This is a genomic window from Ottowia oryzae (assembly GCF_003008535.1).
In the GTDB taxonomy this organism is placed as follows: domain Bacteria; phylum Pseudomonadota; class Gammaproteobacteria; order Burkholderiales; family Burkholderiaceae_C; genus Ottowia; species Ottowia oryzae.
In genome coordinates, this window is the sequence record NZ_CP027666.1 from 834090 (window position 1) to 847287 (window position 13198).

Annotated in this window: 7 protein-coding genes; 5 read left to right on the forward strand and 2 right to left on the reverse strand. The window is 66.9% G+C overall.

What is annotated here, in order from left to right; translation table 11 throughout:
• Positions 1 to 272 precede the first annotated feature (272 nt).
• Positions 273 to 2129, forward strand: a complete 1857-nt coding sequence (locus C6570_RS03885; protein ID WP_425437920.1) for a site-specific DNA-methyltransferase — start codon at positions 273 to 275, stop codon at positions 2127 to 2129.
• A gap of 83 nt (positions 2130 to 2212) precedes the next feature.
• Here C6570_RS03885 and C6570_RS03890 read toward each other — a convergent pair whose 3' ends face one another.
• The gene (locus C6570_RS03890) at positions 2213 to 2977 is read right to left on the reverse strand and encodes a phosphoribosyltransferase (RefSeq protein ID WP_245896291.1); all 765 of its coding nucleotides are present in this window, start codon (positions 2975 to 2977) and stop codon (positions 2213 to 2215) included.
• Here C6570_RS03890 and C6570_RS03895 point away from each other — a divergent pair.
• Positions 2976 to 5933, forward strand: a complete 2958-nt coding sequence (locus C6570_RS03895) for a DEAD/DEAH box helicase family protein (RefSeq protein ID WP_211297641.1) — start codon at positions 2976 to 2978, stop codon at positions 5931 to 5933. The two genes, C6570_RS03890 and C6570_RS03895, sit on opposite strands and share 2 nt — an antisense overlap.
• A gap of 50 nt (positions 5934 to 5983) precedes the next feature.
• Here the strand turns inward: C6570_RS03895 and C6570_RS03900 are convergent, their stop codons facing one another.
• A complete protein-coding gene (locus C6570_RS03900) occupies positions 5984 to 6448 on the reverse strand; it encodes a PACE efflux transporter (RefSeq protein WP_106702050.1) in 465 nt (154 codons plus the stop codon).
• 223 nt (positions 6449 to 6671) lie between these two features.
• On the opposite strand from C6570_RS03900, the gene C6570_RS03905 reads away from it, so the two are divergent.
• The 3 genes from C6570_RS03905 to C6570_RS03915 all read left to right on the forward strand — a co-directional run bounded on the left by C6570_RS03905 (position 6672) and on the right by C6570_RS03915 (position 13131).
• Positions 6672 to 10739, forward strand: a complete 4068-nt coding sequence (locus C6570_RS03905; RefSeq protein WP_106702051.1) for a Pls/PosA family non-ribosomal peptide synthetase — start codon at positions 6672 to 6674, stop codon at positions 10737 to 10739.
• Positions 10740 to 11066: 327 nt separating this feature from the next.
• Positions 11067 to 12293, forward strand: a complete 1227-nt coding sequence (locus C6570_RS03910; protein WP_245896292.1) for a phospholipase A — start codon at positions 11067 to 11069, stop codon at positions 12291 to 12293.
• An 82-nt stretch (positions 12294 to 12375) separates the two neighbouring features.
• Positions 12376 to 13131 carry a 4'-phosphopantetheinyl transferase family protein gene (locus C6570_RS03915; RefSeq protein WP_106702052.1) on the forward strand — a complete coding sequence of 252 codons (756 nt, stop codon included), beginning with the start codon at positions 12376 to 12378 and terminating at the stop codon, positions 13129 to 13131.
• The last annotated feature ends 67 nt before the right edge of the window (positions 13132 to 13198 follow it).

Here is a 13198-nt window from a genome sequence, read left to right on the forward strand (position 1 = left end):
TCGTCGCCAACGGGCGCAAGCAAGCCGAACGCATCCTCGAAAGCCTGGAAACCCGCCAGCGCGTGCGCCTGCAGACGCGCGAAGTGGTGCTGCCCGCCCGCGACAGCGCCGCGCAGGACTGGGTGATGGCACAAAAGCGTGCTGCGCACCAAGAGGTGTTTGCGCCCGGCCAGGCCAGCCTGCTGGGCAGTGCGCAGGCCACGCTGGGTGCTGCGCCCGGCGGCGATGCCCCGTGGATGAACCGCCTGATCTACGGCGACAACCTGCTGGCTATGGCCGCGCTGCTGGCGGGCGACGAGCACACGCCCAGCCTGCGCGGCAAGGTGGATTTGATCTACATCGACCCGCCGTTCGACAGCAAGGCCGACTACCGCACCAAGGTCACCCTGCCCGGCGTGGAACTGGAGCAGCGGCCCACGGTGATCGAGCAGTTTGCGTATTCGGATACCTGGGCGGACGGCACGGCGTCGTATCTGGCGATGATTACCCCGCGATTGATTTTGATGCGGGAATTATTGGCGGATACCGGGTCGATTTATGTGCATCTGGATTGGCATGTAGGGCACTACGTGAAGCTGGTGATGGATGAGGTGTTTGGACGAGAAAATTTTCAGAATGAGTTAATTTGGAAAAGAACATCTGCCCGCAGCGATTCGGAGACATACAACCATATTCACGATGTGATTTTCTTCTTCTCAAAATCAGAAAACCTTCACTTCGAGACGCAATACGGAGAATACGAATCCAGCTATCTTGAGACAGCATATCGAAACATTGAAGAAGGGACAGGACGCCGATATACGCTTAGTGATTTGATGGCAGCCGGTGTACGGAATGGCTCTTCTGGGATGCCATGGCGCGGAATTGACCCGAATTTACGGGGCAATCATTGGAAGTTCCAGATTGCAAGACTCGACGAATTAGATGCAGCAGGAAGAATTGCGTGGCCTAAAAAGGAAGGAGGAATTCCGAGGTACAAAAGATACCTCGATGAAATGAAGGGAATCCCTCTTCAGTCCATTTGGAGTGACATAAATCCTGTCGCATCCCAATCAATGGAGCGCATAGACTACAGCACACAAAAGCCGTCAGCACTCCTAGAAAGAGTTATTGCCAGTTCATGCCCTGCAAGCGGTGTTGTCGCAGATTTCAATGGAGGCTCTGGCACCACCGCCGCCGTCGCCGAAAAACTCGGTCGTCGCTGGATTACATCCGATATCGGAAAACCCGCCTGCATGATTATGCGCAAGCGCATGATCGACCAGGAGTCCAAACCTTTCTACTACCAAGCCATCGGCGATTACCAAGTCGAAGCCGCCAAGACCCATTTCGGCAAGCGCGATTTCCGCATCGGCGACCTGTCGCAAATCGTGCTCTCGCTCTACGGCGCCTTGCCCCTGCCGCCCGAGGCCAACCCGCAGCGCAACTTAGGCCAGATCACGGGCGTCGATTTGGGCGGGCGGCGCGGCAGCAAGACGCTGGTGCTGGCCGATTCGCCCAACAAACTCACGGGCGCGGCCACGCTGAAGAAAGCCATCGCCCAGCGCGACAACCTGCTGGGTGGTTGGGACCGCGTGGTGGTGCTGGGCTGGAACTTCGAGCCCTCGATTGGCGAAACCATCACCGCCCTTAACGACGACCGGCTGGAGGTGCTGGTGATCCCCCCCGACCTGCTGGACCGCCTGCGCAAGAAGGGCAACAGCGTGGAGAAACTGCGCGGTCAGGTGCGCTTTTCCAGCCTGCAATACCTGACGCTGCACCCCATCGAACACACTGTGCGCGGAAGTGAGGAAACACTGACGGTGCGCCTGAAGAACTACGTGCTGCTGTCGCCCGAGGCCATCAACCTGGACGACGCCAACCGCGCCAAGCTGCAAGCGGTGGCCAATGCCGAGCCGCTGGCGCTGATCGAATACTGGGCGGTGGACCCAGACTACGACGGGCAGGTGTTCCGCTCGGTCTGGCAGGACTACCGGGGCAACGCCGCCAACGATGCCGATCCGCTGCGCGTGGTGACGCAGGCGGTGCTGACCGTTCCAGCCAAGCACGGGCCGCGCAGGGTGTGTGTGCGGGTGGTGGATGTGTTTGGGTTCGAGGCGGAAGTGGCGACGACCGTCGAAGTGAGATGAGTGTGTGCTGCTGCACTCAAGCGGACGGCGCGAGTTTGCATGCACCGGCGCGCGTGGGCGTGGCAAACGCCAGCGCCGCCAATTCACGCTTGCTGGCCAGCAGCAATTCGATTTCGGATGGTGTCAGCTCCCTCGGTCCTTGCAAGGTACCGAGCTTCTGATTCAGTAAGCGCGTCGAAGGCGTGAGCGAATCGCTCGATCCACCATTGTTCAAGTTCAGTTCCATGTTTTGTCCTCAGTTCATGCAGGCGCTCGGGCGTGAGGGCCAGTTTGGCCGAATGGGGTTTGCCGGTCAACACAACCGCCGCCAGCACGCGGCCTCCGTTCGACTCGATGTGGCCCTTGAGGTTCGCCAGCGTGCCGCCCATGCCGATGAAGTCGTCCACCAGAACATATTCACCGCCCGGCTGGACGGCTCCGGCGAACCGGGCCTGCCGCGCCAGGCGCGAAAAGCCATCTGCCCCCGTGTGGCCCACGGCATTGATTTGCAGCACGCCGTTGTCCACGGGCCAGCTCAAAGTCTTGCTCAGTTCGTCGGCAAAGATTTCGGGAATGGCATTGACGCCTTCTCGCTCATAGGCATGGGCGCTGACCAGCGTCGGCACGTGTCCTTGCATCAGGTTCAACAAACGCTGATTGGCTTGATCGCTCATCGTGTCGTTGACCAGCGCCAAAGCGGCGGCGCCGCTCCCTGTCTTGGCCGCCCAGTACGCCGGGTGCTGCTTCACCGCCGATTCGCTGGCGTGAATCAGCACGTCGGGAAAGGCGCCCCAGGGCGTGCGGGGTGGCGGGGGCGGGTGCGGCATGGCGCCAATTTTCACATGCACATTTTTTGGACGGCCCTTCATGCCTTCGATTGCTGAGAACCCCCTGGCGCTTTCTGCCGCCCTCACCACCCGCACCCAGCAACTTTCCCTGGGCCTGGAACATGGCGCCGCCGACCTGCTGGAGCTGGTGACCCCCACCACAGCCGAGCTGCTGCACTGGTGGTTTGGCCAGGACATGGTGGATGCGCGGGGCTGGATGAACTTTCACGCCGGGCAGCGGCAGGCGATCCTGAACGCCATCGTGGCGCACGAGGTGCTGGGCGCGGCCACGCTGAAAGACTTGTACGCCCAGGTGGACCCCGATGCCCTGCTGGCGGGCACGCGGCTGGCCGAGGTGTCGGCGGGCAAGCATGCACACCCCAAGTACTGCTTCAAGATGGCCACGGGCACGGGCAAGACCTGGGTGCTGCAGGCGCTGCTGATCTGGCAGTTGCTGAACAAGAACGCAGCACTGGCTCAGGGGCTGGACGATGCGCGCTTCACGCGCCAGTTCATGGTGGTGGCGCCGGGGCTGATCGTGTACGAGCGGCTGCTGGATGCCTTTTGCGGAAAATTGATAGCAGGCAGCGCAAGTGGGGCAAGGGATTTCGGCCAATCGGACGTGATGAAGTTTGCCGACCTGTTCGTCCCCGAATCGCACCGCGAGGCGGTGTTCGCCTTCGTGCGCGGCAACGTGTGCGCCAAGGACGAGATCGGCCTGAAGGCCACGGGCAACGGCATGATCGCCATCACCAACTGGCATTTGCTGGCGGAGGGGGATGCGGTGGATGAGGTGGAGGACGCCGATGCCGTGGAGGCGCCTGGCGCCCTGCTGCCCGCGCATGCCGTGGCCGCCGCCGTGCTGCCGCTGGCGCCTGGCCGCGCCACGGGCAACAGCCTGGAGGTGCTGGACCGGCGCTATGCGCGCGGTAACGTGCTGGAGTTTCTGGCCGCGCTGCCGGAGCTGATGGTGTTCAACGATGAGGCGCACCACATCCACGAGTTCAAGCGCGAGGGCGAGGTGACGGAGGTGGAGTGGCAAAAGAGCCTGAGCCGCATCGCCGCCGCCAAGGGCCGGCGCTTCGTGCAGGTGGACTTTTCAGCCACGCCGTACAACGACGTGGGCAGTGGCCGGAACAAGAAGAAGCTGTACTTCCCGCACATCGTGGTGGATTTCGACCTGCAAAGCGCCATGCGCGCCGGGCTGGTGAAGTCGCTGGTGCTGGACCGGCGCAAGGAGGTGGGCGCGCTGCCCCTTGAGTTCAAGGCAGAGCGTGACGAGCTGGGCAACCCGGCCCTCAGCGAGGGCCAGCGCGTGATGCTGCGCGCGGGCCTGCACAAGCTGCGCAAGCTGGAAGCGGACTTTGCCCGCATCGACCCCACGCGCCACCCCAAGATGCTGGTGGTGTGCGAGGACACCACCGTGTCGCCGCTGGTGGCGCAGTTTCTGCAGGAGCAGGAAGGGCTGCACGAGGACGAGGTGATGACCATCGACTCGGGCAAGAAAGCCGAACTGGGCGAGAAGGACTGGGCGCCGGTGCGCGAGCGGCTGTTCAACGTCGATAGGCACGCCACGCCGCGCGTGATTGTCAGCGTGCTGATGCTGCGCGAGGGCTTCGACGTGAACAACATCTGCGTGATCGTGCCGCTGCGCTCGTCGCAGGCGCAGATTCTGCTGGAGCAGACGATTGGCCGGGGCCTGCGGCTGATGTGGCGCGAGGCGGAATACGGCGACCTCAAGCGCGAGAACCGCGAGCGCATCGCCGCCGGACAGGAGCCCGGGAGCCTGCTGGATGTGCTTTCCATCGTGGAGCACCCGGCGTTCCAGTCGTTCTATGACGAACTGTTGAAAGAAGGGCTGGCGGGCACCACGGACGAGGCGATGGACAGCACGTCGAGCACGGGCGACGTGATCGCCGCCGAACTGCGCGAGGGCTACGAGGCGTTCGACTTCGGCATTCCCTTCATCCTGCGCGAGGCGGCTGAAGAAGACAGCCACGCCGCGCTCGACGTGGCCGCACTGCCCGCCTTCACGGCCATGCCGCGTGAGCAACTGGCCACGCTGCTGGGCAAGGGCGACGTGTTCATCTCGCAGGATTTGCAAAGCGCCACGCTGTTTGGAGACTACCGCGTGGCGGGCGCGGTGATGAATGTGGCGGGCTACAACGACTATCTGGCGCGGCTCACGCGGCGCATCAGCCAGGCCCTGAGCGAGCCGCTGCCCAAGGGCAACAAGATCGCCACGCACCTGGCCAAGCCTTACCTGCAGGTGCACACGGCGGACCTGACGGGCTGGCTGGACGACTACGTGTGGACGCAGCTGTTCAGCGAAGCCTTCAACCCGCTGGAGCATGAGAACTGGCGCCTGTTGCTGCTGCAGCCCGTGGTGGACCACATCACCAAGGTGTTTGCCGTGGCGCTGCTGGAATCCGCGCAGACGCAGACCACCGGCCAAACGGAAGTGCATGCGCGCTGGTTGAGCGAAACGCCGCGCCTGATGGTGCGCGAGGCGCATTCGGTGGCCGTGGGCAAATGCATCTACACCCGCCTGGGCTGGCCCGCGCGCAACGGCGGGCTGGAGAAGGCGCTCATCCACTGGGCGCAGGCCGACAGCCAGGTGCTGGCCTTCTGCAAGATCAGCGAAACGCGCCACCCGTTCGCGCGCCTGCGCTACGTGAAGGAAGACGGCCTGCCCGCCTTCTACTGCCCCGACTTTCTGGTGCGCACGGCGGCGGGCATCTATCTGGTGGAAACCAAGGCGCAGCAGCAGACCACGCACCCCAACGTGCAGCGCAAGCTGCGCGCCGCCGTGGCGTGGTGCGAGCGCATCAACGGCTTGGCGCCGCAGCAGCGCCAGGGCTTGCCGTGGAACTACGTGCTGCTGGGTGAGGACATGGTGCAGGACTGGCAGGGCCAGGGCGCGCATCTGGCGGAACTGCTGGATTTCGCGCGGCTGCGGCCGCTGGCCAGTGCTGCCGATCAGGCCAGCCTGCTCTGAAAAGCGGTGGTCTTTGCCTCAACCCTGTGACGGGGCGGCGGTCACCCCCCTCAGCCGGCGCTGGCCGGCAGGCCGAACAGGCGGTCGAACAGCCAGGTGAAGCCGAAGGTGTAGACCAGAAAGAACAGCAGCAGCGCCAGGTCGGCCACCAGCGCGTGCCACAGGCTCACGCCCAGCCACCAGGCGATGAAGGGCACCAGCAGCAGCGCCAGCCCGCCCTCGAAGCCGATGGCGTGCGCCGCGCGCCGGCGCGCGCTGCGCCCGCGCACCGGCTGGCGCGCCTCCCAGCGCTCGAACAGGGCGTTGAACAGCAGGTTCCAGGCCACCGCGATGAGCGAGCTGCCCACCGCCACGCCGCCGGCGTGCGCCGCCGCCTCGCCGCTGGCCATGAAGGCCAGCGTGACCACGCCCATGGCGATCAGCTCGTACAGGGCCACGTAGACCACGCGCCGGCGCACGCCGGCCAGGCGAAACAGCAAAGGGGTGGGCGCAGGCGCCGCAGAGACATCCGACATGGGGCCGCACTGTAGCTTGCTGGCCGCTGTCGCCAGTGCGGGCGCGTGAGCGGCCACTCGCTGTCAGCCGGACCGCGGCGCGGACAGCGCACAATCGCCGCTCGCGGCGCGCGCGGTTGCGCGCCCGGTTCTTTTTCTTTGTGTCCACCACGCCGCCGTGTGGCGCGTGATAGCCCCAGCCCTTTGCGCCCCGACCGGCGGCCCGCCGCCCGCGCCCTTTGTCATGCCCCCCTCCTACGTACTCCACGGACCCGACCGGCCGGACCTGCTGCGCGCCGAAATCCTGGCCGACGTGTTTGAAGCCACCGCCGCGCGCGTGGCCGACAAGACGGCGCTGATCTTCGGTGACCGGCGCCTGTCCTATGGCGCGCTGAACGCCGCCGCCGACCTGGCCGCGCACCGGCTGATCGGGGCCGGCATCCGGCCCGGCGACATGGTGGGGCTGTGGCTGCCGCGCGGCGTCGAGCTGCTGGTGCTGCAGCTGGCCATCGCCAAGACCGGCGCCGCCTGGCTGCCCTTCGACGCCGACGTGCCGAGCGAGCGCATCGCCGTTTGCCTGGACGACGCGAGCGCCAAGGCGCTATTGATCGAGGAGCATTCGGCGCAGGCCATACAAGCGCAAACGGGCATTTCGGCCCAGATTTTGACGGCGCAGCAGCTGCTGGCGCCGCTGCCCGAGGGCACGCCGCTGCGCCGCCGCGCGGGCGCGCTGCCCGCGCACACGGCCTACGTCATCTACACCAGCGGCTCCACCGGCAAGCCCAAGGGCATCGCCATCACGCAGGCCAGCATCTGCCACTTTCTGCGCAGCGAAAACGCGCGCCTGGGCGTGCGCGAGGACGATGTGGTGTACCAGGGCTTTTCGGTCGCCTTCGACATGAGCTTCGAGGAGATCTGGATCAGCTACCTGGTGGGGGCCACGCTGTGGATCGGCCCCAAGACCCTGGCCGGCGACCCCGAGGCGCTGCCGCGCGCGCTGATCGAGCATGGCGTGAGCGTGCTGCACGCCGTGCCCACCTTGCTGGCGCTGTTCGCGCAGGACGTGCCGGGGCTGCGCCTGATCAACCTGGGCGGCGAGATGTGCCCGCAGGCGCTGGTCGACAAATGGGCCACGCCCGGCCGCCAGATGTTCAACACCTACGGCCCGACCGAGGCCACCGTGTCGGCCAGCCTGGCCGAGCTGCGCGCGGGCGAGCCGGTCACCATCGGCGAGCCGCTGCCCAATTACGGCTTGCTGGTGATCGAGGTGATCGATGCCGACAGCATCGTCGGTGGCCAGGTGCCGCCGCTCAAGATCCTGCCGTTCGGCGAGACGGGTGAGCTGTGCATCACCGGCCCCGGCGTGGCCGCAGGCTACCTGGGCCGGCCTGATCTGACGGCCGAAAAATTCCTGCCCAACCCCTGGGCGCGCAACGCCGACGAGGCGCGCCTGTACCGCACAGGCGACCTGGCGCGTGTCGAGACCGTGGAAGGCACGCCGCAGATGCAGTGCCTGGGCCGCGCGGACGACCAGGTGAAGATTCGCGGCTTTCGCGTGGAGCTGGGCGAGATCGAGGCGGTGCTGGCCGAGCAGCCCGGCGTGGGCACCACCGCCGTCATCCTGCGCAAGGACGAGGCGGGCATGGACCAGCTCGTCGCGTTCTATGTGCCCTCGGGCGATACGCCGCCTGCGGTGCGCGCCCTGCGCGATGGGCTGTCCGAACGCCTGCCGCCCTACATGGTGCCGGCGCGTTTCGAGGCGCTGTCGGCCATGCCGCGACTGTCGTCCGGCAAGATCGACCGCAAGGTGCTGAAGGCGCAGGCCTTGAGCGAGGCCGCGCCCGTGGAGGGCGGTGACCGGCCCGAAAGCCCGGCCGAAGAGGTGCTGTTCGCCGCGCTGGCGCAGCTCTTTCCCGGCCAGCCCATCCGGCGCGAGCTGGATTTCTTCAGCGACCTGGGTGGCCATTCGCTGTTTGCGGCGCGCGTCATCTCCGCGCTGCGGCAAGACCCGCGCTTTGCGCAGGCGACGGTGGCCGACATCTACCAAAACCGCCGCATTGGGCTGATCGCGCAAAGCCTGCAGGCAGGCATGGTCGACACGGCGCAGGCCGGCGCCGAACGCCCCTTTGTGCTGCACAGCGCTTGGCGGCGCTGGCGCTGCGGGCTGGCGCAGGGCGTGGCCATTCCGTTTCTGGTGACTTTGAAGATGGCGCAGTGGCTGGCGCCATTCTTTGCCTACCACTTCTACACGGGCGACCCGGACGATTCGGTGCTGCGGGCCATTGGCATGTCGGTGCTGGCGTTCGTGGCCACCACGCTGCTGGAATTCGTGGTGGCGTGGGCCGGCAAGTGGCTGATTGCCGGGCGGCTCAAGCCCGGCAGCTACCCGCTGTGGGGCTGGACGTACTACCGCTGGTGGCTGGCCGACCGGCTGATCGAAGCCGTGCCCGCGTACATGATCAACGGCTCGCCGCTGTATTCGGCCTGGCTGCGCGCTTTGGGCGCGCGCATCGGGCCGGAGGTCAACCTGGGCTCGGTCACCGTGCGCGTGCCCGAGCTGGTGTCGGTGGGTGAGGGCGCCAGCATCGGCAACGTGGTCATGCTGGAAAACGCCAGCGTGGCCGGGGGCATGCTGCACCTGAACCGTATCGACATCGGTGCGAATGCGTGCATCGGCTCGTACGTGACCATCGAAGGCGCGACGCGCATCGGCGAGTACGCGCACCTGGAAGGGCAATCTTCGCTGCGCGAGGGCCAGGAAATCCCGCCGCGCAAGATCTGGCACGGCTCGCCTGCGCGCGAGCGGGGCGACTTCGACCCCGCTACGCTGCCGGCGCGCCCACCGGTTTCGGCGATGCGGCACGCCCTCGAAGTCACCTTCTTCGTGCTGGGCGGGCTGGCCATTGCGGTGCTGTTCTTCATGCCGGTGTTTCCCACCTTCTTGCTGATCGACGCGCTGGACGTCGAAAGCATTTCGGTGCGCCCACTGGTGGACGCGGGCACCATCAGCGATTGGCAGGCGTTTGCGCTGCGGCTGGCCAAGTTCTTCCTGCTGGCTTTGCCGGCCAGCCTGGTGTTCATTCTGGCGACGGCGCTGCTGTCGGCGTTGATCCGCTGGGCCTTTTTGCCCAGGATGCGCGCCGGCACCTGGCCGGTGCACAGCAACCGTTACCTGGCCAAGTGGCTGGTCAACCAGATCCAGGAATCCAGCCTGGCCGTGCTGCACGGCATCTACGCCACGGTGTATTCCGCCAGCTGGTACCGCCTGCTGGGCGCGAAGGTAGGCAAGGAGACCGAGCTGTCCACCGCCCTGGGCGTGGTGCCCGACATGCTGACGCTGGGCGACGAATGCTTCATCGCCGATGCGGTGATGCTGGGCGACGAGCACATCGACGGCGGCTGGATGACCGTCAAGCCCACCGTGGTGTCGCGCCGCAGCTTCGTCGGCAACGGCGCCTACGTGCCCGACGGCACCACCATCCCTGAAAACGTGCTGATCGGCGTGATGAGCGCCGTGCCGCGCAACGCCACCATGCAGCCCGGCGACACCTGGCTGGGCTCGCCGCCGCTGCACCTGCCGGCGCGCGAAGTGGTCACCGGCTACCCCGAAAGCCTGACCTTCGCCCCCTCGCGTTGGCGCAAGCTGGGCCGCGCGCTGGTCGAAGCCTTCCGCATCGCCGCGCCGCACGCGCTGGTGATCGCCGTGGGTTATGCGCTGGTGCTGGACGCGATGCCGCTGGCCGAAGCCGGCCGCTGGGCCGACGTGGCGCTGGACCTGGCGGTGGGCGGCGTGCTGTTTGGCTTTGCCACCTTCGTGTTCGTGGCCGTCTTCAAATGGCTGGCCGTGGGCCGCTACCGCCAGCGCGCGGTGCCGATGTGGACGCCGTTTGTCTGGCTGTCCGAGGCCACCACCAACATGTACGAGGGCATCACGGTGCCGTGGTTCCTGCGCTACCTGCGCGGCACGCCGTGGCTGAGCGACGCCTTCAACCTGCTGGGCGCGCACATCGGGCGAGGGGTGTACCTGGACACCACCGACATCACCGAATTCGATTGCGTGCACATCGGCGACCACAGCGAACTGAATGCCGCCTGCTGCCCGCAGACGCACCTGTTCGAAGACCGCGTGATGAAGATCGACGAGGTGCGCATCGGCAGTCGCGTGACGCTGGGGCCGCGCTGCACCGTGCTGTACGGCGCCCGGGTGGGCGACGGCGCGCAGCTGGGCCCGCTCACGCTGGTGATGAAGGGCGAGAACATCCCGCCCGGTACGCGCTGGCATGGGCTGCCAGCGGCGCCATGGCGCGGCTGAGTCGCCCACCCGGCACTGCCCGGCTGTGGAGCTAGGGTGTATACCGGCGAGAGGCGTCGAGACATCCGGGCGATGGGGTGCGTGCGCGTTCCGTGTGTCCGCGCGGTGTGACCGGTGTCACGCCCGGCTGTGGCGTGCACACCAAAAGACGCGCACGGCCCATGGTGTCAACCTGCCTGCCGCAAGTACTATGCGCTGATGGGGCGCCGCGGCGTTGCAGATGCAGCCCGCCGCGCGAACCACGCCCGCTTCCTCCCCATCCGACGATCCGCCGCCGTGGCGCCCTGCACGCGGTGCGGGTCAACCTCTGTCGCACCACTTTCAACCATGAAACGCTTTCACACCTTCGCTGCGCCGCTGACTGTCGGCATGACCCTCGGCGGCTTCGCCTGGGCGCAGGTGCCCGCACCCGCCGGCGTGCCCGAGCGCGCCGAATCCGCCGCCGCCTGGCAAAGCTGCCTGGGCAAACCCGACGCCGAACGCCTGGGCTGTTTTGACCAATGGGCGCGCGGCCAGCACGAACTGCTGTCGGCCATCGAGGACAAAAGCCGCGCCGCCGAAACCTCGCCCGCGCGCAACGTGGCGCCCAGCGCGCAGGCTTCGGCCGTGCGTGGCCAGGTGGCTGCGGCGCTGGCCACCACGCAACCGGTGGCCGACGGCGCGGGCTCGGCCGGTGTGATCGGGGTCGGCCTGGAGCAGGGTTGCCGCGACCGGCAGTTCTCGGACACCTCGCGCTTCTGGGAGCTGGAATCCGGCTCCAGCTGCCCCACCTTCGGCCTGCGCGCCTTCTACCCCACCACCGTGGCTGTCGCCACCAGCGACGAGATCAACCGCCTGCCCACCTCGCCCAACCCGGCCAACAGCGCGACCGTGCCCGTCGACTACGGCAAGCACTCGGTGCGCCTGCAGGTATCCGTGCGCACCAAGCTGGCCAGCGGCCTGCTGACGCCCAAGGACGGCACGCTGCGCGATTCGCTGTGGGCCGGCTACACCAGCCAGTCGGAATGGCAGGTGTTCAACAGCACGCTGTCGCGCCCCTTCCGCAACACCGATCACACGCCTGAGCTGATCTACGTGTACCCCACCACCGCCAAGCTGCCGGGCGGCTGGCTGTGGCGCTACAGCGGCGTCGGCCTGGTGCACCAGTCCAACGGCCAGAGCGATCCGCTGTCGCGCAGCTGGAACCGCGCCTACCTGATGACCGGCTTCGAGAAAGACGACCGCTTCACCGTGCAGCTGCGCCTGTGGAAGCGCCTGTCTGAGTCGATCGAGAAGGACAACAACCCCGACATCACCCGCTACCTGGGCCGTGGCGACCTCACCGTGGGCTGGAACATCGACTCCAAGAACAGCATCCGCGCGGTGTACACCGGCTTCAACAAGCGCGGCTCGGGCAAGATCGAATGGACGCGATCGGTGGGCGACGGCCTGGGCAACTCCTTCTCGGGCCTGCGGCTGTACACGTCGCTTTTCTACGGCTACGGTGACACGCTGATCGACTACAACTTCAAGCGCGCCACCTTCCGCATCGGCCTGAGCCTGGTCGATTTCTGATCGCGCGGCCCGCACCTTTCACTTGCGGGTTGAATGGCTGCCAGCGCACGGTGCGCCAGCGCTGGTAGCTATGATAAATGTAGTGAACGCAGCCCCCGCCGGCACCTTGCTGCCCTGCCGCATCGACGGCGCCCCCGTGCCGCACGGCCCGCGCGTCTGGGCCCTGCGCACCGAGCAGCGGCCCACCGATGCGCGTGCCGAGCGCGAAGCCGCCCGCCTCGCCTGCCGCACGGCGTTGGCGGCGCTGCTGGCCGCTGAGCTGGGCTGCGCGCCCAGCGCCCTTCAGATCACCAACCAGCGCGGGCAAGCGCCGCGCGTGAGCGCGGTGCCCCCAGTGTGGGCGTCGTCTGCGCAAGCGCAAGTGACCGAGCAAGCGGGCGATCAATTGGCCGAGCCATGGGCCACGCAACTGGCGCCCGTGCGCCTGAGCATTGCGCACGCGGCGGGCTGGAGCCTTGTCGCCTGGCACCGCGGGCCTGTCGGCGTCGATCTGCAGGATCGTGCGGCGCTGCAGGGCCTGGACGCGGCTGAGCGCCGTCGGCTCTCGGTGCTCTACCTGGGGCAGGACGAAGGATCAAATCGCGCTCTGGCGCAGGCCAGACGGGCGCCAGAAGCTATAAAAAACGAAGCATTCGCCGCCCGCTGGGCTGCCCATGAAGCCCGCCTGAAATGCCTGGGCCAACCGCTGCAGGAATGGTCGCCCACCCTGCAGGCCGCATTGGCAGGCTGCACGGCGCGATCCTTGACGCTGCCAGTGCCCATGGCCGACGCCGCGCGGGGCTGGGCGGGCGCGGTGGCTTGGCAAGATCTGCGGGCGCCAGGGCACGCTGGGCGCTGAGTGTCGGCGAGGTGCAGATCCGGCGGCTGCCACACCGATGCATGGCTGGCGCTAGGTTGAGTTCAGG